At 63.2% G+C, this 26,834-nt stretch carries 22 protein-coding genes and 1 tRNA gene; 14 read left to right on the forward strand and 9 right to left on the reverse strand.

Translation table 11 applies throughout. The features are described from left to right. Positions 1–43: 43 nt before the first annotated feature. From H7A19_04205 to H7A19_04235, 7 genes are all read right to left on the reverse strand, one after another. A complete protein-coding gene (locus H7A19_04205) occupies positions 44–841 on the reverse strand; it encodes an SDR family oxidoreductase (GenBank protein MCP5474025.1) in 798 nt (265 codons plus the stop codon). A 61-nt stretch (positions 842–902) separates the two neighbouring features. After that, positions 903–1,814 (reverse strand): tRNA pseudouridine(55) synthase TruB, encoded by a 912-nt coding sequence (truB, locus tag H7A19_04210; GenBank protein MCP5474026.1) that lies wholly within the window; start codon positions 1,812–1,814, stop codon positions 903–905. Positions 1,815–1,916: 102 nt separating this feature from the next. Next, positions 1,917–2,282, reverse strand: coding sequence for a 30S ribosome-binding factor RbfA (rbfA, locus tag H7A19_04215; GenBank protein MCP5474027.1), 366 nt, complete (start codon positions 2,280–2,282; stop codon positions 1,917–1,919). A 14-nt stretch (positions 2,283–2,296) separates the two neighbouring features. Next, positions 2,297–4,903 carry a translation initiation factor IF-2 gene (infB, locus tag H7A19_04220; GenBank protein MCP5474028.1) on the reverse strand — a complete coding sequence of 869 codons (2,607 nt, stop codon included), beginning with the start codon at positions 4,901–4,903 and terminating at the stop codon, positions 2,297–2,299. A 58-nt stretch (positions 4,904–4,961) separates the two neighbouring features. Next, positions 4,962–6,461 (reverse strand): transcription termination/antitermination protein NusA, encoded by a 1,500-nt coding sequence (nusA, locus tag H7A19_04225; protein ID MCP5474029.1) that lies wholly within the window; start codon positions 6,459–6,461, stop codon positions 4,962–4,964. Further along, entirely contained in the window at positions 6,454–6,963 is a 510-nt protein-coding gene (rimP, locus tag H7A19_04230; protein ID MCP5474030.1) for a ribosome maturation factor RimP, read from the reverse strand. Before rimP ends, nusA begins: the two co-directional genes overlap by 8 nt. A 68-nt stretch (positions 6,964–7,031) precedes the next feature. After that, a tRNA-Met gene (locus H7A19_04235) sits at positions 7,032–7,108 on the reverse strand. Positions 7,109–7,316: 208 nt separating this feature from the next. On the opposite strand from H7A19_04235, the gene gap reads away from it, so the two are divergent. From gap to H7A19_04265, 6 genes are all read left to right on the forward strand, one after another. Next, positions 7,317–8,327: a type I glyceraldehyde-3-phosphate dehydrogenase gene (gap, locus tag H7A19_04240; GenBank protein ID MCP5474031.1), complete on the forward strand. Its 1,011-nt coding sequence runs from the start codon at positions 7,317–7,319 to the stop codon at positions 8,325–8,327. Between the two features lie 227 nt (positions 8,328–8,554). Further along, the gene (locus H7A19_04245) at positions 8,555–10,756 is read left to right on the forward strand and encodes an Ig-like domain-containing protein (protein ID MCP5474032.1); all 2,202 of its coding nucleotides are present in this window, start codon (positions 8,555–8,557) and stop codon (positions 10,754–10,756) included. Between the two features lie 30 nt (positions 10,757–10,786). Then, on the forward strand, positions 10,787–12,718 hold the full coding sequence (locus H7A19_04250) for a DUF1302 domain-containing protein (protein MCP5474033.1): 1,932 nt from the start codon (positions 10,787–10,789) through the stop codon (positions 12,716–12,718). A gap of 32 nt (positions 12,719–12,750) precedes the next feature. Beyond that, positions 12,751–14,103 carry a DUF1329 domain-containing protein gene (locus H7A19_04255; protein MCP5474034.1) on the forward strand — a complete coding sequence of 451 codons (1,353 nt, stop codon included), beginning with the start codon at positions 12,751–12,753 and terminating at the stop codon, positions 14,101–14,103. Between the two features lie 135 nt (positions 14,104–14,238). Continuing rightward, a complete protein-coding gene (locus tag H7A19_04260; protein ID MCP5474035.1) occupies positions 14,239–15,336 on the forward strand; it encodes a hypothetical protein in 1,098 nt (365 codons plus the stop codon). Positions 15,337–15,350: 14 nt separating this feature from the next. Next, positions 15,351–17,864 carry an MMPL family transporter gene (locus H7A19_04265; GenBank protein MCP5474036.1) on the forward strand — a complete coding sequence of 838 codons (2,514 nt, stop codon included), beginning with the start codon at positions 15,351–15,353 and terminating at the stop codon, positions 17,862–17,864. Positions 17,865–18,203: 339 nt separating this feature from the next. Here the strand turns inward: H7A19_04265 and H7A19_04270 are convergent, their stop codons facing one another. Then, positions 18,204–18,665, reverse strand: a complete 462-nt coding sequence (locus tag H7A19_04270) for a hypothetical protein (protein ID MCP5474037.1) — start codon at positions 18,663–18,665, stop codon at positions 18,204–18,206. A 234-nt stretch (positions 18,666–18,899) separates the two neighbouring features. Here H7A19_04270 and pxpB point away from each other — a divergent pair, with 234 nt between their 5' ends. The 8 genes from pxpB to H7A19_04310 all read left to right on the forward strand — a co-directional run bounded on the left by pxpB (position 18,900) and on the right by H7A19_04310 (position 24,771). Then, positions 18,900–19,577: a 5-oxoprolinase subunit PxpB gene (gene pxpB / locus H7A19_04275; protein ID MCP5474038.1), complete on the forward strand. Its 678-nt coding sequence runs from the start codon at positions 18,900–18,902 to the stop codon at positions 19,575–19,577. Further along, a complete protein-coding gene (locus H7A19_04280; GenBank protein MCP5474039.1) occupies positions 19,570–20,580 on the forward strand; it encodes a biotin-dependent carboxyltransferase in 1,011 nt (336 codons plus the stop codon). The genes pxpB and H7A19_04280 overlap by 8 nt, the downstream gene beginning before the upstream one ends. 91 nt (positions 20,581–20,671) lie before the next feature. Then, on the forward strand, positions 20,672–21,427 hold the full coding sequence (locus tag H7A19_04285) for a LamB/YcsF family protein (protein ID MCP5474040.1): 756 nt from the start codon (positions 20,672–20,674) through the stop codon (positions 21,425–21,427). 11 nt (positions 21,428–21,438) lie between these two features. Further along, positions 21,439–22,104: a DUF969 family protein gene (locus H7A19_04290; GenBank protein MCP5474041.1), complete on the forward strand. Its 666-nt coding sequence runs from the start codon at positions 21,439–21,441 to the stop codon at positions 22,102–22,104. Continuing rightward, positions 22,101–23,039, forward strand: a complete 939-nt coding sequence (locus H7A19_04295) for a DUF979 domain-containing protein (protein MCP5474042.1) — start codon at positions 22,101–22,103, stop codon at positions 23,037–23,039. The genes H7A19_04290 and H7A19_04295 overlap by 4 nt, the downstream gene beginning before the upstream one ends. Continuing rightward, positions 23,036–23,674, forward strand: coding sequence for a pyroglutamyl-peptidase I (pcp, locus tag H7A19_04300; protein MCP5474043.1), 639 nt, complete (start codon positions 23,036–23,038; stop codon positions 23,672–23,674). Before H7A19_04295 ends, pcp begins: the two co-directional genes overlap by 4 nt. A 12-nt stretch (positions 23,675–23,686) precedes the next feature. Next, the gene (locus tag H7A19_04305; protein ID MCP5474044.1) at positions 23,687–24,370 is read left to right on the forward strand and encodes a dienelactone hydrolase family protein; all 684 of its coding nucleotides are present in this window, start codon (positions 23,687–23,689) and stop codon (positions 24,368–24,370) included. Then, positions 24,367–24,771 (forward strand): HIT family protein, encoded by a 405-nt coding sequence (locus H7A19_04310; GenBank protein MCP5474045.1) that lies wholly within the window; start codon positions 24,367–24,369, stop codon positions 24,769–24,771. The genes H7A19_04305 and H7A19_04310 overlap by 4 nt, the downstream gene beginning before the upstream one ends. A gap of 596 nt (positions 24,772–25,367) precedes the next feature. Here H7A19_04310 and H7A19_04315 read toward each other — a convergent pair. Next, positions 25,368–26,759, reverse strand: coding sequence for an MBL fold metallo-hydrolase (locus H7A19_04315; GenBank protein MCP5474046.1), 1,392 nt, complete (start codon positions 26,757–26,759; stop codon positions 25,368–25,370). Between the last annotated feature and the right edge of the window lie 75 nt (positions 26,760–26,834).

Below are 26,834 nucleotides of genomic sequence, written 5' to 3' on the forward strand. Positions count from 1 at the left end.
TGGCCAGCCGCGGGTCAACCTGAATGAAACACAAATGTGACGATCATTGGCGTCGGAATCGGCGCGACTGGCCGCCCATCAGGGCCAGAGCCAAGCGCTGAGGCAACAGCCGCGCCAGCAGGGCGAGTCCGCGGTTGATGCGGCCGTTGACATGGATCATCTTTCCGACCTCGACGGCGTCGAAGGCTTCGCGCGCCACCGTGGCCGCATCCATCCAAAGGAATCGGGGCATCTGCGAGACTGCAGGGCGCATGCCGTTGACGTCATGGAACTCGCTGTAGGTGAAGCCCGGGCAAAGCGCCGTGACATGGACACCCTTGCTGCGCACTTCCTGCGCCAGCGACTGCGAAAACCGGATCAGATAGCTCTTGGTCCCGCCGTAGAGTGTGTGTCCGGCGGTTCCCGGGACCAGACCGGCGAGGGACGCCACGTTGACAATACGGCCATAGCCCCGGGCCTGCATGGCCGGCAACAGCAGATGGGTCAGTTCCGTGGGTGCCCACAACAGCACCCTGAGGAAGTCGGCATGCGTGCTCCAGGGCACCGACAGAAAGGAGCCGGGCACGCCGTAACCGGCATTGTTGATCAGGCCGTCGATCTGCAGTCCGGCAGCCTGGATATCGGCCCACAACGTGGCCGGCGCAGCGGGGTCGGCGAGATCTGCGCTCATCACCTCGACCGAGGTGCCATGAGCGGTCTCCAACTCGCGAGCCAGTTCGCGCATGGGTTCCAGGCGGCGCGCCACCAGCAGCAGGTCCCAACCGCGCGAAGCCCATTCGCGCGCGCAGGCGGCACCAATGCCAGCGGACGCCCCGGTGATCAGTACTCTGCGTTTGGCCACGTGTGCATTTCTCCAGGTGGTTCAGGCGAGTGATTCTCGACGATGACCATTCGCTTGCCTGTCAGGACGTCGATCGGTTGAGTACCCGCACCGCCTTCAAGGTCTCGCCGTCGGCGCAGCGGGCCATGCCCAGCAGTTGTCCCAGTGAATCATGTACGGCGATGGCCTGGGAGACCGGAGCGCCGACGTGGCGTACCGGGTTGCCATGGGCAAAACGCTGCAGGTCGGGCCCGTCTATGGTAGCTCGGGGCAGGGCGCTTACCATCGACTCCAACGGCAACAAGCATGCGTCCAGAGCAGCGAATTGCCCGTTCCGGGCCTCCAGTGCGCTCAACTCGACCATTTCCGGGTCGCGAAAGGGCTCGGCCCAGGTTCGCCGCAGCGCATGCACGTGGGCACCACAGCCCAAGACCTGACCGATGTCGTCGACCAGTGTGCGGATGTAGGTGCCGGAGGAGCAATCGACGTCGAGCACCAGGAAGGGCGGCGTGTAGTCGACCAGCTCCAGCCGGTCGATATGAACCTGGCGCGGCTCGCGTTCTACCTCCAGGCCCTGTCGCGCCAGCGCATACAAGCTCTCGCCGCCGCGCTTCAGCGCCGAGTACATCGGCGGGATCTGGCGGATGTGGCCGCGGAACCCGATCAGCGCGGTTTCAATGTGGACTGTATCGATCTCATCGATGGGCGCTTCGGCCAGCAGTCGGCCTTCGGCATCCAGGGTGTCGGTGCGCTGGCCCAAACGCGCAATCGCGCGATAACCCTTGTCGCCGGTGAGCAGATAGCTGCTGAGCTTGGTCGCTTCGCCGAAGCAGATAGGCAGCAGGCCGCCCGCCAGTGGGTCCAGGCTGCCCGTGTGACCAGCCTTGTGGGCACGGTAGAGCCATTTCACCTGCTGCAAGGCTGCGTTGGAACTGGGGCCGGAAGGCTTGTCGAGCAGGAGCACGCCATCCAGATGGCGTTTGCGTGAGCGCATATCGATGGCGGGCTATCAAGGAGTCTGCGGTTGCAACGTCGGCGCCGAGGTCGAACTGCGGGTCTGAACGCTGTCGTTGATCAGACCCGAGCCTGGGGCCACTCAGCCGATCGAATCATCGGCGGCCCGGCTTTGCCGCAACAATTCATCAATGCGTCCACCACGATCCACCGAATCGTCATAGTGAAAGCGCAATTCGGGCACGGTGCGCGTCGACATCAGCTTGGACAGAGACTGACGGTAGCGTTTGGCCTCTTCCTTTAGCAGGGTCAGCGCCGGCTTGGCGTCTTCCGGATTCAGTGCGGTGACAAACACCTTGGCCACCGCCAGATCGCGGCTCACCTCGACATCGGATACGCTGATCTCGGGTAACTGGTGTGATTTGACATCTTCATGCACCAGCACAGCGACCTCACGCCGCAACAATGCGGCGATACGGTCGGTACGTTCGAAACCACCTCTGGCCACAGCGTCTCTCCCGATCAACCCAGCGTGCGCTGGACTTCGATCCGATCGAAACACTCGATCTGATCGCCGGCCTTGACGTCATTGTATTCCTTCACCGCAATGCCGCATTCCATGCCATTGCGGACTTCCTCGACGATGTCCTTGAATCGACGCAACGACTCCAGTTCGCCCTCGAAGATGACGACATTGTCGCGCAGCACGCGGATCGGCTTGTTGCGCTTGACCACGCCCTCGATGACCATGGAGCCGGCCACGGCGCCGAACTTGCTGGAACGGAAGACCTCGCGCACCTGCGCCAGACCCAGGATCTTCTCCCGGGTTTCAGTGCCAAGCATGCCGGTCAGCGCCTTGCGGACGTGATCGATGGCTTCGTAGATGATGCTGTAGTAGTTGACCTCGACGCCGCCTTCCTGCAACACCTTGCGGGCCTGGGCATCGGCGCGGACATTGAATCCGATGACCACGGCCTTGGCCGCAACGGCCAGCGTGGCATCGGATTCAGTGATGCCGCCCACACCCGAGGAAATGATGTTGACCTTGATCTGATCGGTGGCCAGCGCACTCAGTGCTTCGCGCAGCGCTTCGGTGCTGCCCTGAACGTCTGCCTTGACCAGCAGGTTGAGAGTTTGAATCTCACCCTGACCCATCTGCGCGAAGACATCTTCCAGTTTCGAGGACTGTTGTTTGGCCAGGCGCACATCGCGGCTGCGCAGCTCACGGGCCGCCGCTGCTTCGCGGGCGGCCCGCTCGTCGGCGACGGCCATGAAATCGTCGCCAGCGAAGGGCGTGCCCTGCAGGCCAATGACCACCGCGGGTATCGACGGTCCGGCTTCGGCGATCTGCCGACCCGCCTCGTCGAACATGGCGCGCACGCGGCCCCACTGCATGCCGGCCAGCACGATGTCGCCCTTCTTCAAGGTGCCGCTCTGCACCAGGATGGTGGCGACCGGACCACGGCCCTTGTCGAGTGTGGATTCGACCACGGTGCCGCGAGCGCGACCCTTGACCGGTGCCCGCAACTCCAGCACTTCAGATTGCACCAGAATGGCTTCGAGCAGATTGTCGATGCCAGTTCCGGCCTTGGCCGATACCGGAACCACCTGCACATCACCACCGTATTCTTCGGGTATCACATCGTGTTGCAGCAGACCCTGCTTGACGCGCTCCGGATCGGCGTCGGCCTTGTCCATCTTGTTCACAGCCACGATCAGCGGCACCTTGGCGGCGCGCGCGTGCTTGATGGCTTCGATGGTCTGCGGCATCACGCCGTCATCGGCTGCCACGACCAGGATCACGATATCGGTGATCTTGGCGCCACGGGCGCGCATCTGGGTAAAGGCCGAGTGACCCGGGGTGTCCAGAAAGGTGATGATCCCTTTCTTGGTGTTCACATGGTAGGCGCCGATGTGCTGGGTGATGCCACCGGCTTCGCCGGCGGCCACGCGGGTGCGGCGGATATGGTCGAGCAGCGAGGTCTTGCCGTGGTCGACATGGCCCATGATCGTGACTACGGGCGGGCGCTGCACGGCTTCTCCGGCGGTGGGATCCACCGACACCACTTCGGCCTCGACGTCTCGGGCACCTGACTTCTTGACCGAATGGCCCAGTTCCTCGGCTACCAGGACAGCGGTGTCGTGATCGATGTTCTGGTTGATGGTCACCATGACGCCCATCTTCATCAGCGCCTTGATGACTTCCGGCGCCTTGACCGCGAGTTTCTGGGCCAATTCCGCCACTACGATCGTGTCACCCACTTCCACCTCTCGGACCACAGGAGCCGTCGGCCTCGAAAAGCCATGATCGCGACCGCCGCGCTGCGGCTCGGGAGCCGAGTGCCGACGATGCGGTTTCTTCTTGGCGCGACGGGCGTGATCGCTCAGGTGCAGCTGACCTGCCGCGGCCACTGGTTCCGGCTCGTCGGCCACGACTTCGTCCTGGAGCACGCGCGCCACCGGGGCACGTCGCGCACCGGCCTTGTCGGGCTTGTGACCGCGCGGTTTCTCGTCGGCTTCGACCCGGACCTTCTTCGGCTTGCTGGCCTCGGTCTTGACCCGTTCTTCTTCGGCCAGGCGCTGTGCTTCGGCCTCGCGCACGCGCTCTGCTTCCTCGGCGGCCAGACGCTCGGCCTTCTCGCGCTCGCGGCGGCGTTCTTCTTCCTGCTCGCGCTGGCGTTCCTCTTCTGCCTGACGGCGGGCCTCGGCCTCGCGGCGGGCTTGATCCTCAGACTCGCGACGCAGGTGCGATTCGTTCAGCAGGCGCTGTGCTTCCTCGCGCTCGGGATCGTTCTCGGCCTGCTCTGCCACGGTGCTGCGCTTGACGTAGACCTTCTGCTGCCGAACCTCGACATTGACGGTCTTGGCGCCGCGCCCTGGTCCGCCGGTCGGCACCGTCAGTTCGCTGACGGTCTTGCGCTTCAGCGTGATCTGACTGGGGGCCTTGAGATCGGCCTTGGCCTTGCCATGAGACGAGCGCAGGTATTCCAGCAGCGCGATCTTCTGGCTCGCGCTGACTTCCTGCTGGACACTGCTGAACTTCATGCCGGCCTCGGCCAGCTGTTCAAGCAGGCGCTCGGGGCCTACCCCCAGCACGGTTGCCAGCTTTTCGACGGTCACTCCTGCCATGCACTTCTCCAAATTCAGCGTCGACCGCGGCAGCTCATGTGCCGCGCATCGTGTACTTTCAAGCCTGGTTCTCGCCGGCAAACAGGGGCTCGCGCGCGGTCATGATCAGACTCGCAGCGCGCTCCTCGGTCATGCCTTCGACTTCCATCAATTCGTCCACCGCCAGATCCGCGAGGTCTTCCCGGGTGCGGATGCCCTGGCCGGCCAGGGCGTAGGCGGTAGCCTCGTCCATACCGGTGACGGCCAGCAGCGAATCATCCGGGCGGTGCTCTTCGAGCGCCTCCTCCTTCGCGATCATCTCGGTCAGCAGGGCATCGCGCGCCCGCGCCCGCAGTTCCTCAACCAGATCTTCATCAAATTCATCGACCGAGAGCAGTTCGCCTGCCGGCACGTAGGCCACTTCCTCGACGCTGCTGAAGCCTTCGCGCACCAGGATCGCCGCGATCTCCTCATCGACCTGCAGCTTCTCGACGAACATCTCCACTGCCTGCGTGGACTCGGCCTCGCTCTTGGCCTGGGCCTGAGCCTGGGTCATCACATTCAACTGCCAGCCGGTCAGTTTGCTGGCCAGACGCACGTTCTGACCGCCGCGACCGATCGCCTGGGACAGCTTGTCCTCCGCCACTGCCAGATCCATGGCGTGCTTTTCTTCGTCGACGACGATGGACTGGACTTCAGCCGGTGCCATCGCATTGATGACGAACTGCGCCGGATTGTCGTTCCAGAGCACGATGTCGATGCGCTCGCCGTTGAGCTCGTTCGACACCGCCTTGACGCGCGAACCCTGCATGCCGATGCAGGCGCCGACCGGATCGGTGCGGTTGTCGTTGGCGCGCACCGCAATCTTGGCGCGATCGCCGGGGTCGCGGGCGGCGGCCATGACCGTCACCACGCCCTGACCGACTTCAGGCACTTCCAGCTTGAACAGTTCCATCATGAACTCGGGTGCTGTTCTCGACACGAACAGCTGCGGCCCGCGAGCCTCGCTGCGCACGTCGTAGAGAATGCCGCGTACACGATCGCCGGCGCGGAAGTTCTCGCGCGGAACCACGCGCTCACGCAGGATGATCGCTTCGGCATTGCCGCCCAGATCCAGGTAGATATGGCCGCGTTCGATGCGCTTGATGATGCCGGTCACCAGGGACCCGACCTTGTCCTGGTACTGGTCGACGACCTGGGCCCGCTCGGCTTCGCGCACGCGCTGGACGATGACCTGCTTGGCCGCCTGCGCCGAGATGCGACCGAACTCGGCGTTCTCGATGGGCTCCTCGATGAAGCCGCCGACTTCGACTTTCGGATCGGTTTCGATGGCGACGGTCAGTGCCGACTGGCGCTCGGGAAACTCGAGCGGCGCGTCGTCTTCGATGACTTCCCAGCGGCGGAAGGTCTTGTAATCGCCGCTGACGCGATCGATGACCACGCGCGTGAGAATGTCGCCGCCATGCTTGCGCTTGGCAGCGGAGGCCAGCGCTGCCTCAAGAGCGTCAAAAATGACAGCGCGCGGCACGCCCTTCTCGTTGGCAACCGCATCGGCAACCAGCAACATTTCCTTACTCATCTTTCTTTCCTTTGCGAGAGGAACGCGACGCCGCCTGCGGCGTGAATCGCGGGACCAGTTTCGCCTTTTCAATGTCAGCCACAGCCAAAACCACCGGGCCGGTATCCGTTGCCAGAGTCACCTGTCCGTCCTCGACGCCGACAATACGGCCCTGGAAGCGTCTGCGGCCGTTGATCGGCAGGGCCGTCGTCGCACGCACATCACTGTCGATGAAGCGGGCGTACTGTTCGGCACCGTAAAGGGGACGGTCCAGGCCTGGCGACGAGACTTCCAGCGTGTAATTGCCCGTAATCGGGTCGTGCACGTCCAACAACGCAGAGACCTCACGGCTTACCTGCTCGCAGTCTTCCAGCGTGATCGGCCGATCCTGGTGGTCAATGTAGAGGCGCAGCAGACCGCCGGCGCGCGACAGCGCCAGTTCCGTGCCCCACAATTCGAGTCCCAGTGCCTGCACCGTGGGGCCAAGCAGACCCTCGATTTCCGCCTTTCGCTGCGCAGCCATGCAACCCCGGCATCGGTGAAATTCGGGCAACAAAAAAGCCTCCGAAGAGGCTTTCTGTCGAAAACCATTGGTAGCGGGGGCAGGATTTGAACCTGCGACCTTCGGGTTATGAGCCCGACGAGCTGCCTGACTGCTCCACCCCGCACCAGAAGCTCACCATAGTAGCCTGCGATCGTTCGATTAGCAAGAGCTGCCGATACTGATTCCGAGGGATTCGCGGATCGCTTCGGGAGCTCTGATCGAGATTGCCATTCTGGCGACGAGTCGTCCCTTGCATACACGCTCGGGATACATCGCATCGGGACGCCACGCTCGCTAGTATGCGGCATCCCTTGTCGATCCAGGAGTACATCATGGCTTTACGCGTCGGTATCAATGGCTATGGCCGCATCGGTCGCAACATCATGCGTGCCCTGTATGAGTCCGGCCGCACCCAGGACATCCAGATTGTCGCCATCAATGATCTGGGTGATGCTGCTACCAATGCGCATCTGACCCAATACGACACCGCTCACGGCCGTTTTCGCACCGAGGTGGGCGTGGATGGCGATTCGCTGGTGATCGGTGGCGATCGCATTCGCGCCCTGGCTGAGCGCGATCCGGCCAAGTTGCCATGGGCTGAGCTCGGCGTGGATGTGGTGATGGAATGCACCGGCTTGTTCACCTCCAAGGCCAAGGCCGGCCAGCATCTGGCCGGCGGGGCCAAAAAGGTGTTGATCAGTGCGCCCGGTGGCGCCGATGTTGATGCCACGGTGGTCTACGGGGTCAACCATCACACGCTGAAATCCGAGCACACCGTGGTATCCAATGCCTCCTGCACCACCAACTGTCTGGCGCCGCTGGCCAAGGTGCTGCATGAGGGCGTGGGCATTGTCCATGGTTTGATGACGACCATTCACGCTTACACCAATGATCAGGTACTGACTGATGTCTATCACTCGGATTTGCGCCGGGCGCGGTCAGCGACGATGTCGCAGATACCGACCAAGACCGGTGCTGCCGCAGCCGTGGGCCTGGTGTTGCCTGAGCTCAATGGTCGCCTCGATGGGTTCGCCATGCGCGTCCCCACCATCAACGTGTCGGTGGTTGATCTCGCTTTTGTCGCCGCGCGCGAGACCTCGGTGGCCGAGATCGACCGACTGGTCCAGGCTGCGGCTGACGGCCCGTTGGCCGGCATTCTCGGATTGAACCGCAAGCCGCTGGTGTCGGTGGATTTCAACCACGACCCGCGCTCTTCGATCTACGATGCCACCCTCACCAAGGTGATGGGCGGGACACTCGTTAAAGTGTGTGCCTGGTATGACAACGAATGGGGATTCAGCAATCGCATGCTGGACACCGCACTGGCCATGATGCGGGCCTGATCCGGGTGTCAGGACTCGCCCTGCGGCGCATCAAGTCGCCAGCGTATGCGGGATTCGGCGCTCTGCCGAATCTCGCGTGGCTGGGTGAAATCGATCGGCAGTCACCTGCTGCACTGCAGCATAAGTAGTTGATGCAAACGTTAGTTTTGTGTTGCGTTCAATTGACAGCACTACTTATCATCAGATCGTCTCATCCCGTCCCGTTTACCGATAAAAGGAATCCGCGCATGCACCTCCAGCGGCTCGTTCCACTGGCTATCGCCGGTCTCCTGTTGGGCGCTTGCTCAGGCAGCAGCAACAGCCCGCGGGCTACCCCGCAACCTCCAGCCACCAACACCAACGGTAGCTTCGTCAGCGGCATCATGACGGCGCGGTTCGATCCGTCCACGTCGGTGTTGCCCTTGCCCAACAACCTGTTGTTGCTGGGAAGTCGCGATCTGACGCTGAACGCGCCGGTGGCCAATCCCAACAATTTCTCGGATCCCTTCGTTGCCCTGAACGCGTTGGACGGTTTCAGCACCAGCGCTGCCTGGACGACCACCTTCTCGGCCGCGATTGCGCCGTCCACGCTGGTTCCGGGACAAACGGTTCGGGTGTTCGAAGTGCAGATCTTCACCTCCGGACCTGCGGCCGGCGCGGTCCAACGCGTCGTGCGCGAACTGGCTTCGCCTTCCGAATATGTCGCTGCTGTAGCCACGACCGATGCTACGGGCAGAACCCTGGCCATCGTTCCGACCAAGCCGCTGGAAGAGCTGAAGTCGTACATGGCGGTGATCACCAAGGGCGTCACCGATACGGCCGGCAACAACGCCACGCCGGATCTGACCTACTTCCTGACCAAGCGCACCACGCCGCTGTCTTCGGGTACCGGCACCAGCTGCGTGTCGCTGGATCCCTTGCTGCCGGCCAGCAGTGCCTGCGCGCTAGAGCCCCTGCGTCAGTTGACCGGTTCTATTGAATCCGCCGCGGCCAGTCAGGGCGTGGTTCGTGATGACATCGTGCTGTCGTGGGTGGCCAACACGCAGGGTGTGTCGCCGACCCTGCGCGCGTTGCGTGCTCAGGTCCAGCCCGCGCCTTCGCAGTTTGCGCCGACCGGGCTGACCACTGCCGTTGCCAACCTGCCGCCGATTGCCGACATCTACATCGGCGTAATCACGCTGCCTTACTACCTGACGGCGCCAGGCACCGGTACGCCGGCTGCTCCGCCGACCGCCGTGTTGACCGGCTTCTGGAAAGCGGCAGCGGGGGCCTATGTGCCGCCCTTCAATGCCCTGGGGCTCGATCCGACCTCGACCAATCTGACGGTGGCCAATCCGATTCCGGTGCAGACCTCGTCGGTCACGGTGCCGGTACTGGTGACCCTGCCCAATGCGGCCTCGGGTCAGACCCGCCCGGCTTCGGGATGGCCGGTGGCGATCTTCCAGCACGGCGTTACCCGCAATCGCTGTGACATGCTGGCCATTTCGGCGACGATGGCGCAGGCCGGTTTCGCGGTCGTGGCTATCGATCAGCCGCTGCACGGTGCATCGCCGACCGACCCGGCTGATCTCTGTCGACCCTTCTACATCGGCGGCACGCCTTTCGCCGCGCTGGGCGCCCGCGAGCGCACCTTCGATGTGGATCTGATCAACAATGCCACCAGTGCGCCTGGCCCGGATGGCGTGGTTGACAGCTCGGGTGCGCACTCGATCAATCTGGCCAGCCTGCTTACCTCTCGCGACAACAACCGACAGGCGGTGACGGATCTGTTTGCCCTGACCGCATCGATCCCGGCCATGGACGTCAACGGCAACTCCGTGCCGGATTTCGACGGCTCGCGCATTGGCTTCGTTGGCCAGTCGCTGGGTTCAATCGTCGGCACGATCTTCATGGCCCTTGAGCCGAACGTGAACACGGCAGTGCTGAGCGTGCCCGGTGGTCAGATCGCTTACCTGCTCAACGGCAGCCCCACCTTCGGTCCCCGCATTCGCGCAGGGGTCGCGGCGGCCGCCGGGATCACCACCAGTTCGCCCTCGTTCCCGGGCGTTCTGGGGCAGTTCCTGCTGGCGACGCAGACCGTCATCGATTCGGCTGATCCGATCAACTACGCCAGGCTGACCACCAGCAAGCGCATCCTGTTGCACGAAGTGGTGGGTGGCCCCGGCTTCCTGCCGGACCAGGTCATTCCAAACACGGTTTCCGGAGCACCCTTGGCCGGTACTGAGCCGCTGATCGCCTACATGGGTCTGTCCTCGATCACCCAGAGCACAGCCAATGCCAACGGCATCCGCGGCGCCGTTCGCTTCATCAAGGGCGATCACGGCTCTCTGCTGTCGACGGCTTCATCGGCTGAGGCCACCGTGGAGATGCAACGGCAGATGGCTGCGATGTTGCTGACCGGTGGCACTACGGTGCCGGTTACCGACACCTCTGTCATTCGCACGCAGTAACGCACTCGACGCGAACCCGGAATGATCACCATGGAGATCAATATGAAGCTCACCGGAAACCCACGCGCGCCGAAGCATCGCGTGCTCACTGCAGCTGTCGCGGTCGCCCTTGCGGCGGGCGCGATGCCCGCACTGGCTTACGAGTACAGCAGCGGCGAATTCTCGCTGACCACCTCGAACACCTTCAGCTACGGCATCCAGTCGCGCGTCGAGAAGCCCTCGGAGGGCTTGATCGGCAAGGCCAATCTGTTTACGCCGGTACCGCCGTCTGCCGCCATTCCCACCGGGATTCCCTTCCCGGGGGCTCTGCCGAACGCCCAGCAGCGCCTGCTGCCAGGGCGCTTCTCGGTCAACAGCGATGACGGCAACCGCAAATGGGATCGGGGCGATGTGTTCAGCAACGCCATCAAGTGGAATGGCGAACTGAGTTGGCAATATGGCGAACACTTCGGTGGTTTCGCCCGCGCCACGTCCTTCTACGATTACGAAAACCAGCGCCGCAATGACCTGACCAATCTGGCCAAGCAGAAGGTCGGCAAGGACACGCAGTTGCTGGACTTCTTTGCCTACGCCAATTTCCAGATGGGCAACGTCGATTCCACCGTACGCCTGGGTCGCCAGGTGGTCAGTTGGGGCGAGAGCACCTTCATCCAGGGCGGTATCAACGTCGTCAACCCGATCGACGTGTCGAAACTGCGCATTGCAGGTTCCGAACTGAAGGAGGCCTTTCTTCCGATCGACATGCTCCACGCCAGTTTCAGCTTCAACGAGAACCTCTCGATGGAAGCCCTGTACATGGCGGAGTTCGAGATCACCGAGCCGGAGCCGTCGGGTACCTACTTCAGCACCAACGATGTTGCGGCGCTAGGCGGTGACTACGTGATGCTGAACTTCGGCCTTGTGCCGGAGCCGATCAATTTCGCAGCCTGTCCGGCCATTCTTGCCGGTCAGAACCCGCTGGGTCTGGATCCGTTCACGCTGGCAATCCAGCGCTCAGGCGCTTGTGCGGCAGCCGTGCCACGCGCCCCCGATCGTTATGCCAAGGAGAGTGGTCAATACGGCGTGGCTTTCCGTTACTTCGCGCCGGAGCTGAACAACACCGAGTTCGGTCTGTACTACCTGAACTACCATAGTCGCATCCCGGTGCTGTCAAGCATCAGCGTGACCAACGCGAATGCCAATTCGGCGCGCTACTTTGCCGAATACCCGGAAGACATCGAACTCTACGGTTTCAGCTTCAACACCACGTTGGAGGCCTCGGGCATTGCCTTGCAGGGTGAGTTGAGCTACCGCCCCAATGCGCCCTTGCAGATCGATGACGTCGAACTGCTGTTTACGGCGCTGAGCCCGCTGAACAACCTGATCCCGCAGCCGGTGAACCGCTTCATCAGCCAGCTCGGATCCGTCGGCCCGGGTGAGTACGTGCGCGGTTGGGATCGCCACGAAATCAGCCAGTTCCAGTTCACCGCCACCAAGATCTTCGGGCCTGGCAACTGGGTTGCCGCCGATCAGATCGCATCGGTACTGGAAATGGGTTTCACCAAGGTCTGGGATTTGCCCTCGCCGGATGTGCTTCGTTACCAGGGTGACGGTACCGATACCGGTGGTGGTCCGGATTTCCTGACTGGCGCTTTCCGCAATCCGCAAACGCTGAATGAAGGTTTCCCGACGCAGTTCTCGTGGGGCTACCGTCTGGCGGCGCGTGCCGATTACAACAATGCCTTCGGGTCTGCCTACACTCTCTCGCCGCGTGTTGCCTTCAACCATGACGTCAACGGCATCACGCCGGGTCCGGGTGGCAACTTCCTTGAGGGTCGTCGCTCGCTCACAGTCGGTGTCGAAGCCAACTATCTCAATGAATGGAGCGTGGACGTCAGCTACACCCGATTCATGGGCGCTGGCAACTTCAATCTGATCAATGACCGTGATTTCGTGGCCTTCACCGCACGTTACGCATTCTGAACATGTCGACAGGAGGGGAGAGCATCATGACGATCCGCAAGGTGCGCCTACTTGGCGCGATCATTGGCCTGTCGATGGCGGCTGGTTTGCAAGCTGGCGTTCCACAGGCCCAGGCCGACCGACTTGGCCGCGATCTGACGCCGATGGGCGGCGAGAAGGCGGGCAACAAGGAAGGCACCATCCCGGCTTGGGAGGGCGGCATCACCCGCCCGCCCTCAACCTACAAGGTTGGCATTTTCCATCCCGATCCGTTCCCGACGGACAAGGTGGCGTTCTCGATCACGCCGGCCAACTACAAGGACTATGCTGCCAAGTTGACGGTCGGCCAGCAGGCCATGTTTGCGAAGTACCCGACCTATCGGATGGACATCTATCCGACTCGTCGCAGCGCGTCTTTCAGTGATCGTGTCTATCAGATGACCAAGAAGAATGCGGTCACTGCCAAGATGATCGGTCAGGGTGCCGGCGTGTCCGATGTGGCCGAGGGTATTCCGTTCCCGATCCCGCAGGATGGTTACCAGGTCATCTGGAACCACAAGATGAAGTATCGCGGCGTTGCCGTGAAGCGCTGGGCCAATCAGGCCGCACCGACAGCCTCCGGATCCTACATACCGGTTCGTATCCGCGAGGAAGTGCTCGGTCTGTACTGGAAAGAAGGCAACACCATCGCTGACATCAACAACGTCCTGACCTACTTCTATCAGGAGGTGCTGGCCCCGGCGCGTCTGGCCGGCAGCGTGCTGCTGGTGCACGAAACGCTGAATCAGGAAGCTCAGCCACGTCAGGCCTGGGTCTACAATCCGGGTCAGCGTCGTGTCCGCAAGGCTCCGAATGTGGCCTACGACAATCCGGGTACGGCATCGGACGGTCTGCGTACCAATGACATGTTCGACATGTTCAACGGTGCGCTTGATCGTTTCGACTGGAAGTTGGCGGGCAAGCGCGAAATCTACGTGCCCTACAACGATTACAAGATTCACGCGGGTGGGCTGGATTACTCCGACATCCTGCGTCCGGGACACGTCAATCCGGATCTGATGCGTTACGAGTTGCATCGAGTGTGGGTGGTCGAAGCCACACTGAAGCAGGGCTTCCGTCACATCAACAAGCGTCGCACCTTCTATGTGGATGAGGACAGCTGGCAGATCATCCTGGTCGATCACTACGACAGTCAGGAGCAACTGTGGCGCTTCAGTGAAGCCGCTATCGTCAATTTCTACGACCAGCCGGTGCTGTGGACGACCCTGGAAACCCATTACGATCTGAAGTCCGGTCGCTACATCTCGGTTGGTATCGACAACAAGGAAACGCCAGTCGACTTCTCGTTCCAGACTTCGCCTGAAAACTTCTCGCCGCAGGCTCTCCGAAATCGCGGCGTTCGCTGAGCAGTAGCTTGTGCACGCCAGCCGGGGCCGCTCGTCCCCTGCTGGCGTTTGTTTTTGCGGCGAGGGAAGGTGAGGGCTGGACAGCAACTTACTGAACCGATTGAATCTGAATGCAGCCGATTCGAGGGGAAGCGAATGAGGCACCCACTAGAACACGACCGGCGGACGATGCCGCTGGCAGCCATCCTGGGGCTCCTGATGGTGTCCGCGCTGAATGCGCAGGATGTAGCAACCACAGCCGAAACGACCGCGGGCACCGCGTGGCCTGACCCGGCGACCACACCGGCACAGATCTTGTCTCTGGAGCAGATCGAGCGCTCTTTGCTGCTGGATGCCACCAATTCGCGGGATCGTGCAGTAGTCGTCGGTGACCGCGGGCATATTCTGGTGTCAGAGTCCCGTAGCGAATGGCGCCAAGTACCGTCGCCCACGCGTTCGATGTTGACGGCGGTTACCGCGGTCGACAACAAGCTCTGGGCCGTCGGTCACGACCAGGTCGTGATCTACAGCAGCGATGGCGGTCTGACGTGGACCCTGCAGCATCACGACATCCAGGCCGAGGGGCCCTTGCTGGATGTGCTCTTTCTGGATGAGGAGCGTGGCTACGCCATCGGCGCCTACGGCCAGTTCCTGTCCACCACCGACAGTGGCGCCCATTGGACGGTGGAACTGATCAGTGACCGGGTGACGGCGGGTACCAGGGTAGATCAGGCCGACAACGAAGAAATCGATCCGGATTCGGGCCTGGCCAGTTCGGATATGGGCAGTGATGAAGGCGATCCGCATTTGAACGCGATCGTCAGGAATCCGCTGGGTCTGTTGATCGTTGGCGAAACGGGGTCGGCCTACAGATCCACCGACGATGGACTCAGCTGGGTGCGGGAGAGCCTGCCCTACGAGGGCTCGATGTTTGGTGCAGTGCCCCTGGACAACGGTTCGATCCTGGCCTTCGGGCTGCGCGGGAACGCCTTTGCCACCGGAGACCTTGGTCGGTCCTGGCGGCAACTGCAGACCGGCACCGAAGCGAGCTTGCTGGGCGGGGCGGCGGTATCGGGTAGTCGTGCCGTGTTGGTCGGAGCCAGCGGTACCGTGCTGCTGCTGCCGGCGGGCTCCGATCAGATGCGTGCCTATACCTTCACCGACGGCGGTGTCATGAGTGGCGTCTTGCCCCTGAGCGAGACCGATTTCCTGACCGTGGGCGAAAACGGCGTCGCCACTTACCAGCCTAACTAACCGGGGAGAAGATCATGGCAGGTTTCGGATCGGGCGCGGATCACCCTGGGTATCCAACGCTGGAAAAGATCATTTTCGGAAATCGCGGACTGGTGTTGGTGATCTTTGCATTGATCACCCTCGGATTCCTGGCGGCCGCCAGCACGCTCAAGATCGACGCGGGCTTCCGCAAGCAGCTGCCGCTGCAGCACGAGTACATGCAGACCTTTGTGGACTACGAGGCTGAGTTCGGTGGCGCCAACCGAGTCTTTGTAGCGCTGATCGACAAGTCCGGCAACATCTTCAACAAGGAGTACTTCACGGCGCTGGAAGCCGCGACTGAGGCGGTCAAGGCCATTCCGGAGGTTGATCCGGCGCGCGTTCGATCGGTATTCACGCCGAACACCCGCTTCGTGGAGATCGTCGAAGGTGGCTTTGCCGGCGGCAACGTGATCCCTGCGAATTTCTCGACCACTGCCCCCGGCTTTGATCCCACTGCCGAGGACTTCGAGACCATCCGCACCAACATCATCAAGGCCAACATCGTCGGACGGCTGGTAGCGAAGGATTTCTCCGGTGCCATGGTTCAAGCCGAGCTGATCCCGGAAACGGCAGCTGAGGGCGGAAAGCTTGACTATCAGGCCATCGGCAAACGTCTGGAAGCCATCCGCTCACAGCTCGAAACCGGAAACGTCACGGTGCACATCATCGGCTTCACCAAGGTGGTCGATGACATCGCCAATGGCGCGCGCTCGGTCATGTATTTCTTCCTGGCGACGATCTTGTTCACCTGGTTGCTGCTGTTCATCTACTCGACCTCCTTCAAGCTCGCCAGTCTGACCGTGCTGGCAGCCTTCATCGCCGTGATCTGGATGCTGGGCGCACTGCGGCTGATGGGTTTCGGCATCGATCCAATGAACATGCTGACACCCTTCCTGATCTTCGCCATCGCCGTCAGTCACGGCGAACAGATGATCAATCGCTATCGTGGCGAGATCTTCTTTGGTGGATTGGAGGAGGGAACACCCGAGGAACTGCAACACCGCAAGGGTGTGCCATCGGAAGAGGCCGCCGTGCGCGCTTTTCGGCGTCTGTTGATTCCCGGGTCGGTGGCTCTGGTGGCAGGTTGCATCGGTTTCGGCACCATCCTGCTGATACCGGTCAAGATGATCTTCGAACTTGCGGTGACCGCTACCGTGGGTGTGTTCCTGACCATCTTCACCAACCTGATCCTGCTGCCGATTCTGTTGTCCTACACCAAGCTCAAGAATCTGCCACGCAAGCGTGCGTATCGACTGCGCCAGATCACGGCTTTCGATCACATCTGGTCATTCCTGACCCGATTCAGCCGCCATGGCACCGCGGCTGTGATCATCATTCTGGGAGCCACGACCTGGTGGTTTGCCCACCAGCACGGTGAGAAGATGATGGTGGGCGACGCCCAGGACGGTGTGGCTGAACTTCGGCCCGAGGCCCGCTACAACCAGGATTCCAGGTTGATCACCGATCGTTTCTCGCTGTCGACGGACATCATCAACGTGATCGCCGAGGTTGGGCCCTTTGCCTGCACCGAGAGCTATCCGGCGATGGAGACCATTGATCGCTTCGCCTGGAACATGCAGAACGTGCCGGGCGTACAACAGGTGATCTCGCTGCCCATGGTGGGCCGAATCGTGACTGCCGGGTACAATGAAGGCAGCATCAAGTGGCGTTCGCTGCCGCGCAATGCGGAGGTGATGCGTCAGAGTCTGCAGAGTGTGGAAACCGATTCCGGCCTGATCGATTCGCCCGAATGCAAGGCCATGCCGATCATCATTTTCACCGAGGACCACAAGGCAGAGACCATTACCCGTGTCGTTGCCGCGGTGAAGGATTTCCGTACCAGGAATGGCGACTATGACGTCAATTTCCGGGTGGTGCGCGATGCCGCGATGCAGGAAGCCGCGGACAAGGGCGAGGAATACCGCACCGATGAGGTCAATCTGCGTCTGGCCACGGGTAGTGTGGGCGTGGCAGCCGCCATCAACGAGACGGTGACGCGGCTCGAAAAACCGATGCTTTATCTGCTGTACGCCGCGGTGTTCCTGATGTGCATCCTCAGCTTCAAGAACCCGCTGGCGGCGGCCTGCATCGTCATGCCGCTCATTCTGGTGACGGCACTGGGTGAAGCCCTCATGGTGGAGCTCAACATCGGCCTCAAGGTCAACACACTGACCGTGGTGGCCCTGGGTGTGGGTATCGGTGTTGACTACGCCATCTACATCTTCGCGCGCATGCGCGAACTGATGCAGCAGGGCAAGGGCTTGAGCCAGTCCTACTTCGAGGCACTGAAGACCACCGGTATCGCCATCTTCTACACCGCACTGACCCTGGCGGTGGGTGTGGCCACCTGGATCTTCTCTGACCTCAAGTTCCAGGCCGACATGGGCCTGATGCTGACCTTCATGTTCGTGGTCAACATGATCGCTGCCATCGTCTTCTTGCCGGCACTGTGCCGCTGGTTGCTGCGGCCGACCGAAAGGCTGAACTGGATGCCACCGAAGTCCTGAGGTCCACGGCGCCGCCTGCCTCTGCAGGCGGCGCCTGGTTTTTGGCCGCAGGAGCGACCTCGCGTCGCGACCACGAAGCCCTGATCCGGCGGTCGCGCCACACCTCATGCGCGCACGCCGTAAGTATGAATTGATCGTCACCCTTGCAGCCACCGGAGCGACCACGCGTCGCGACCAGACGACAGACCGGTCAGGCGCAGAGAGCAGGCTTTCGTCTAGCCCGCATTTCTCACACCTGCGCGAGCAGATGCCCCCAATCCTAGACCGGCTGACCCGGGATCTCGCTGCCAGTCAAGCTCGCCGCTGAGGGTGATTCCAGGCGCAAGGGCGCTGAGCGCACTAGCGCTCGGCGCGCCCGACCAATGGCATCAACGACCACAGTTTCGAGAATGAGAAATTCGGCACAAGCTTGCGTACGGAACGCTGGGACGGGTCTTCCACGGGAGCCTCCGCAGGCGCGCTGCTGCGTATCAGCGGACCGCGGAAACCTTCCTTGCCCAGACGCGCCGATTCCAGGGCCAGGCGATCCCAGCGCATGAAATTGGCCTCGGGTACGTGGATCCAGTCCATGTTCGGTACATCGCGACCGAGCGGATCCCAGTAACGGGCCCCGGGCAAGGCCGAGGCCTGCAGTCTGCTGCGGCCACTCAGTCTGAAGGCAACCCCATCAAAGCAATAGACGATGAAGGCATGGCCTTTGATCATCGCGCAGGGCTTGCCGTAGAGCTGTCCCAGCGAGGCTTCGTGAGTGCGAGCCAGATACTCGCAGATGGTATCGAATCGAGTCCGCGCATTGGCCATGGATTCTCTCCCTGACGTTGATGCTATCGCAGTTCAAACCCTTTGCGTTCCGATTCCCCACTATTCCCGATTGGCCGTCGGGGGCAGGGCTACATCCATATTACGCCCGGTGGCCGGATGAAGGCCTGGCCTTGCAGCACATTGTGCAGGGACACGGCGGTGGTCCCGAGGCAGTGCCAGCGAGTCCTCCCCGCTTGCTGACGTCTACGGTGTTCCGATGGGATACTGCCGACGATGGACTACGAACTCTGGCCGCTCGGTGATCGCGCGTTGCTGCTGCGATTCGGTGACTCCGCCTGCATCGAGACCAACCGTCTGGTGCATCGGGCCTGTGCGGCCATCAGCCATGCTGGATTGCAGGGGGTGAGGGCCTGCGCCCCGGCCTATGCGGCACTGGTACTCGATCTGGATCTGCCGATGCTCGCCAGGCATGGAGGTACGGTCGCACTGAAGGAACAACTTCAGGCATTGCTCGCCCCATTGGATGCGGCGAAGGCCGAATCGACCCCGCGGGTCCGGGACATTCCAACGCGCTACGGCGGTGAGGACGGGCCCGATCTGGCTGAGGTGGCCGAACGCACCGGGCTGAGTGCGAAGCAGGTGATCGACGTTCATGCCGGCACGCTCTACCGGGTAGCCATGACCGGCTTTCAACCGGGTTTTCCCTATCTGCTTGGCCTGCCCGAGGCGCTGCATCTGCCGCGGCGAAGTTCCATTCGGAGCAGCGTGCCTGCTGGATCTGTGGCACTGGCCGGCGCCCAGACCGGCATCTACCCGGCATCCTCGCCTGGGGGATGGCATCTGATCGGGCGTACCGCGCTTTCGCTGTTTGACTGCCAGCGACAACCAGAAGTGTGGCTGCAACCCGGCGATGCCGTGCGCTTCGTGCCGGTGGCTGTTGCCCGTGATTGAAATCGACAAGATCGCACCCCTGAGTGGGGTCCAGGATGCAGGACGCTGGCCGTGGCGAGCGCAGGGAGTGCCCGGTTCCGGACCGCTGGACGACTGGTCCATGGTGGTCAGCAATGTGCTGGTGGGTAACGCACCGGATACAGCCGCGCTCGAGATCGGTTTCGGGTATTCCCGATTACGCTTCCGCAAGCCTGCCGTCATTGCCCTGTGCGGTGCTCGCTGCAAGGCCCGTATCGACGAGGCGGTCGCGCCGCTGTGGAGGCCGCTTTGGATCGCGGCCGGATCCGAGCTGTCGCTGTCGCCAGGGCGCCTTGGCCATCGCTGCTATCTGGCCGTGGCCGGCGGGCTGGCGACACCGGAAGTCCTGGGCAGCCGCAGCGCAGTCTCGGCCGGCGGCCAGTTTCCCGGCATGCTGGAACGAGGCGCGCGTCTGCCACTGGCCAGTTCCCAGCCAGAACCCTGGGCCGTGCTGACGCAGCGTCTGTCCGGTGCCCACGCCCAGGCCGCGCCGTGGTGGGCCGATGGCGAGCCGATACTGGATATGGAAGGGCAGGCCACCCTGCGAATCATCGAAGGGGCTCATGCCCATCTGCTGCATCAGCGACGTGCGCTCTATACCCAGCCTTTCCGATTGTCGCCGGCGTCCAACCGCATGGCTGCCCGTCTGGATGGCCCGGCCCTGGAGATCGGCCATGCGGGCTCACTGGTCAGTGAGCCGGTCGTTCCGGGAACGATCCAGCTGCCGCCGGACGGCGGGCCGCTGGTGTTGCTGGCCGAGGCCCAGACCATTGGTGGCTATCCGCGCATCGGACATCTGGCCGGTGTCGACCTGGCGCGACTGGCGCAGCGTCGGCCCGGGTCCGAGCTCAGGTTCGAACCAATCAGCGTGGCGCTGGCGCAGCGACTCTGGATCTGGCGGCGAGAGCGCCTGGTCCGCATGCAAATCGCGGTCCGGGCTCGCCTCGGTGAGGTGAATCTGCCTGCAGCCGGGGCTGCAGGCTGACCACATCGGGTTCGACCTCAAGCGCAATCTTGCGTAGATTCGGGAATGGAGCCAGCAGCGGGCTGGCCGGCAATCGAGATCCCTGGCGCTCATGGCGGAATACTGCGATCTGAATGCGGATCTGGGTGAGAGCTTCGGCGCCTGGACCATGGGCGATGACGCGGCTCTGCTGAAGGTGGTCAGTTCCTGCAACATCGCTTGCGGTTTTCACGCGGGTGATCCGCTGACCATGCAGCACACGGTGGCCACCGCTCTGGCCTCGGGCGTCGCGGTGGGGGCACATCCGAGTTTGCCGGATCTGGTCGGATTTGGCCGTCGCGAGATGCGCGTCGACGCGGCGGACCTGTACGCGTTGGCGCTGTACCAGATTTCGGCCCTGGACGGCTTTGTGCGGGCCGCAGGTGGCCGGCTGCACCACGTCAAGGCGCACGGTGCGCTCTACGGCATGCTGGCGCGGGAGTCGGCGCTGGCGCGAGCTTTTGTCGATGCCGTGCTCGCGGCCGGGCCGGACTTGCAGATCTACGGACCGGATCAGGGCGCGCTGCGACGGGTCTGCGAGGACTCGTCGCGGCACTATGTGTGCGAGGGCTTTGCCGACCGTGGCTACCTGGCCAACGGACAGCTGGTCCCGCGCAGCCAGCCGGGCGCGCTGCTGGAACTCGACGCGGCGCGCGCGCAGGGGCTGGCGTTGGCCAGCGCCCAGCCGATAGCGGCCGTCGATGGCACGCGGATCCTTCCCGAAGTGCAGACGCTCTGCGTGCATGGCGAAGGACCGCACGCGCTGGCGCTGGCCTCGCAATTGCGTGCCGACCTGCTGGCAGCGGGCCTCGGCATTCGCGCGCCATGAGCGGCGCTACGCTGTGGGCGCTGATTCCGGTGCTGGTGGTGGTGCTGGGTTTTGCTCTGCGTCAGCACCCGGCGCGGGTGGTGTTGGTCGCGGCCCTCAGCGCCGGGCTGGTGAGCGGTCTGGGATGGATCGAGTTTCTGGATGTACTCGGCACCAGTTTCAACAAGGCCCGCTATCTGCTGGTGATCGTGCTCGCCTTTCCGGTGATCGCGCAGATGGAGGCACATGGGCTGCGGCGCCTGGCGGCGCGGGTGGTTGGGGCCTGGCGCGGCGTCCGTACGGGCCGCCTGCTGCTGGCCTATCTGGCGCTGAGGCAATCTTCTGCGGCGCTGGGTCTGACCAGTCTGGGCGGACATCCGCAGATGGTGCGGCCGCTGCTGGCACCGATGGCCGAAGCGGCGGCTGAAGCCGAGGCACCAGAGCGCCAACTCAGCGACGAGGAACGCGAAGACGTGCGGGCCATGTCAGCCGCTACCGACAATGTCGGCTTGTTTTTCGGTGAGGACCTGTTCCTGGCCTTCGGTGCAGTGCTGCTGATGCAGGCCTATTTCTCCGAGCGCGGACTGCAGCTGGCGCCGTTGGAGATTGCCTTGTGGGGAATTCCAACGGCCGTTCTGGCCTTTCTGATCCATGGGGCGCGGCTGCTCTGGCGTGATCGCCGCAGGCGCCAAGGATGACGCTGACGCCGCTCTACATCCTGATGGGTGCGTATTTCGCGCTGATTGCGGCGCGCGCGGCACGTGATTCCGGTCGGCCACGGCGGCTCGCGCGCAGCGCCTTTTTCGCCATCCTGGCGCTACTGCTGATCTTCGGCGATCTGATTCCCGGGGCGATCTCAGGGGCTCTGGTATTGATTCTGGCCGTAATTGCGGGCTTCGGCTTGCCCCACGTCACCGCATCCGCGGACCGCACCGCCAAGGCCCAGGGTGAGCGCGGCTACTCGTTGTTGCTGCCGGTGCTGGCGATACCGCTGGTCACGGTGATCCTGACCCTGTCCTTGTCCTTGCTGCAGATCAACGGGGTGGCTGCCTTCGACAAGGCCAGCGCAGCGCTCTACGGTCTGGCGAGCGCCTGTCTGTTGGCACTGGCCCTTGCGCTGCGCATGACCCGCGAAGGCCCGGCCGTGGCCCTGGGCCGCGGCGGTGAGCTGCTGGAGGCAGTGGGCTGGGCCTTTGTGCTGCCGCTGCTGCTGTCGGTGCTGGGCACACTGTTTGCCAAGGCTGGCGTCGGGACGGCACTGGCGGAGGTCATCGGTGCCGTCCTGCCGCTCGATGTGCGCTGGGTGGCGGTGCTCGCCTATGGCCTGGGCATGGCCCTGCTGACCATGGCCATGGGCAATGCCTTTGCTGCTTTTCCGGTGATCGCTGGCGGCATCGGCATGCCCTTTCTGGTGGGCGTGCATGGTGCTGACGCGGCGCCGATGGCAGCCATTGGTATGCTCTCGGGTTACTGCGGAACGCTGATGACGCCGATGGCTGCAAATTTCAATCTGGTGCCGGTGGCGCTGCTTGATCTCAAGGATCGCAACGCCGTCATCCGCGCCCAGATTCCGACCGCCGTGCCGCTGCTGGCGGGCAATCTCTGTCTGCTGCTGTGGCTGTGTTTCCGATGAGCGCTGAAGTCCTGATCAGCGGTTTCGAGCCCTTCGGCGGGGATAGCCGCAATCCCTCCTCGGAAGCCTGCATGGCCCTGGATGGACATGAGGTCGAGGGCTGTCGCGTGCGGGCCCTGTGCCTGCCGACTGCCTTTGGTGCGGCTGCCAAGGTGCTGTTGCGTGAGATTGCCCGCAACAGACCGCAGCTGGTCATTGCCACCGGCGTCGCCGCCGGCCGCGCCGAAATCACGCCCGAGCGCTTTGCGCTGAATTTTGCCGATGCCCGGATTGCCGACAACCGCGGCGCCCAACCGCGCGAACGCACGCTGATCAAGGGCGCGCCGCTGGCCTATGCCAGTACCTTGCCGGTCAGCCGCATCGTCGAGGCGCTGCGCGCCCATGGCATACCGGCCTCGGTGTCGCTGTCTGCGGGCGCCTATGTCTGCAACGAGCTGTTCTTCCGCCTGCGCCACGCGCTGGAGGAGCAGGGTACCGTCGCCGGATTCATCCATCTGCCCTATGCCAGCGAGCAGGTCTGCGATCGCCCGGGCACACCTAGCCTGCCCTTGGCGACAATCACCCAGGCCTTGCGCGTTGCCATCGAGGTGAGTCTGGCCAGGCGGCCACGCGATCGACCACAGCTGCCAAATTAGGAGCCGTTCCCAATGAACACCGCTGTGGGTGAGGAACGAATCGCGCTCGGCGCCATCGATGGCGCACACACCAGCGCCTTCCTGCACCGGCCACACCGCGGGAACGGTGCCGGCCTGATCGTGGTGCAGGAGATCTTCGGCGTGACCGCGCATATCCAGGCGGTCGCGGCCGACTACGCCAGCCGCGGCTATCGGGTGCTGGCGCCGCAGCTGTTCGACCGTGTGCAGGCTGACGTGGCGCTGGATTGTGATGCCCGGGGCATGGCCCGGGGTCGCGAGTTGGTCGGCCGTCTGGGCTTTGACGGGCCGATGCGCGATTTGCGTGCGGCAGCGGACTATCTGCTGGCCTCCGGTTGCCGGGCCGTCGGCGTGGTCGGCTATTGCTGGGGGGGCGCCGTGGCCTTTCTGGCGGCGACTCGTCTGGGGCTGCCCGCCGTCAGCTACTACGGCCGCCTGGTGCCGCAGTTCCTGCACGAGCGACCGCAGGCGCCGTTGATGTTTCACTTTGGCGAGCAGGATGATTTGATCCCGGCCGATCAGGTCGAGGTAGTGGCCGCTGCGCTGCCGCAAGCGCCTTTGTATCGCTATCCCGCTGGCCACGCCTTCAATCGCCTGGGTGATGTCCATGGTGAGCCGCACAGTGCGAACCTGGCCCTGCAGCGTAGTCTGGCTTTTTTCGAACAGCATCTGGCATGAGCGCATGGCAACTGGATCCGCGCCTGGCCCGTGACAGTGTCGAGCTGGGTGAGCAGGGCTCGATCCAGATCCGGGCCATGCCGGCCGCGCCCTGGCCGTGGTTGATTCTGGTGCCGCGACTTCCCGGCGCCGTGGAGCTGTTCGATCTGCCCGAGCCGGATCGACAGGATCTGTTCGAGCTGACGATGCGGCTGGCAGCAGGCTTGAAGCAGGAATTCGCCGCCGACAAGATCAACATCGGCGCCATCGGCAACGTCGTTGCGCAGCTGCATGTACACCTCGTCGCCAGGCATCAGGGCGATGCCGCCTGGCCGGCGCCGGTCTGGGGCCAGAGTTACCCGCCTGCCGACGAGCCGGCGCAGGCGCAGCGGCTGCGGCGGTTGGGGCGCTTGCTGGGGTAGGGTCAGGCCCCCTCCACGCCAGTAGGCATTATTCCAGGCACCTGTGTCGGCCCGAATTACGCAGCGGCCATGAACGATGCGGCCAGCTCGGAGCGGTTTTGAGGAGGGACGCGCGCCTGCGCGGCCGCTCTTGATCTCCAGTCACAGCAAAGCGGCGCCGCAAGCGCGGCGCCCTCCACAGCGGTGGGCCAGCGTCTCGACGGCTGGCTCGCAACGACGGTGGCTTGTTGCCCAATCCCAGCGCCTGACCGACTCGTGTGGTCCGCGACAACACTGTTCTCGGGGCAACTCGACGATCTGATCGCTCTACTTCGCGTTCTTTCTTGCTTTCCTTTGCGTACTCTGTGTCCAGCCTTTGGCCGCGAGCTGCCTCGGAACAGGATCGTCGCGTCGCCGGTCGCGCCGCAAGGGCGCTCCTACGGGCCGTGATTCATGACCCGTGCCCAGGATTGGGCCGACGGGCGGGCTAGCCCGCATTTCTCACACCTGCGCGAGCAGATGCCCCCAATCTTCTAGTGGAACAAGGCGATTCCGAGGCACGCGCCAGTCACAGAGTGCTTGGCTGCATCTGCCCGCTCAGGTGTGAGAGATGCGGACTAGATCGTGCGCTCCATTCCCGGCCTGGCCAGGCTGACCTCGGCACCGTGCACGGCGCGCAGTTTTTCGGCGAGGGTCTCGCGCGCCTGGTCTTCGCCGTGCACCAGATACAGAGGCGGTCGGGCGTGAAAATGCCCGTACCAGTTCAACAGACCCTGCTGGTCAGCGTGCGCAGACAATCCGCCGACCGTGTGGATCCTCGCATTGACGCGGATGATCTCGTTGAAAATCCGTACCGTCGAGCGGCCGTCCACCAGTTGACGGCCCAGTGTGTGCTGGGCCTGATAACCGACGATCATCACGTGCGCGCCCGGGCGCCAGAGATTGTGCTTGAGGTGATGACGTACTCGACCGCCGTTGCACATGCCGGAGCCGGCAATGATGATGCAGCCGTGTTCGCGGCGGTTCAGCGCCTGCGATTCCTCCATCGAACTGACAAAGCTCAGGCCGGGCAGGGTGAAGGGATCGTCGCCATTGTTCCATTGATGCCGGCCATCGCGATCGAACAGTTGCTGGTGGCGTCGATAGACATCGACCACCTTGGTGGCCATCGGGCTGTCCAGATAGATCTTCCAGCGCTTCAGGCCCCATTCGTCGTAGTTCTTCGCGAACCAGTACAGCAGCTCCTGGCTGCGACCCACGGCGAAGGCTGGGATGATCACATTGCCACCGCTGCCGCGGGCGGCATCGAGGACCTCGCCGATTTCGGCGATGGTCTGGTCGCGCGGGCGGTGCAGACGGTCGCCGTAGGTGCTCTCCATCAACACCAGATCGGCATCGGCGATGGGCGTGGCATCGCGCATGATCGGTGCGCCGTTGGGGCCGAGATCACCGCTGAATACCAGCTTGCGCTCGCCAGTGCCTTCATCGACCCAGATTTCGACAATGGCAGCGCCGAGAATGTGACCGGCGTCCTGCAGACGCACCGAGATGCCAGGGTAAAGCTCGAAGCGCTGGTCGTAGTCGTGGGCCTTCAGCCGCGCCACGGCATCGGCGACATCCGCCAGTTCATACAGCGGCTCCAGCGGCTTGAGACCACGACGGGCTCGCAGACGGTTGCCATGCTCGACATCCGCGGCCGCCAGACGGGCAGAGTCCTCCAGCATGACGTGGACCAGATCGGCCGTGGCGGTCTGGGTGTGGATCTTGCCATTGAACCCACGTTTGACCAGCAAGGGCAGGCGGCCGCAATGATCGATGTGGGCATGACTGAGAATCACTGCATCGATGTCGGCGGGATCGAAGGCAAAAGCCTCGCGGTTACGGGCATCTTCCTCGCGCCCCCCCTGGATCAATCCGCAGTCGAGCAGAATCTTCTTGCCGGCCGCGCGCAGCAGATGACAGGAGCCGGTGATTTCGCCGGCAGCGCCGAGAAACTGGATAGAGGCCATCAGTCGGGCTCCTGCATGAGTACCCGTTCGACGATAGCTCCTCGGGCGGACGCCTGCCTTGTTCGGCGACAACCC

It is taken from the genome of Rhodanobacteraceae bacterium (assembly GCA_024234055.1).
In the GTDB taxonomy this organism is placed as follows: domain Bacteria; phylum Pseudomonadota; class Gammaproteobacteria; order Xanthomonadales; family SZUA-5; genus JADKFD01.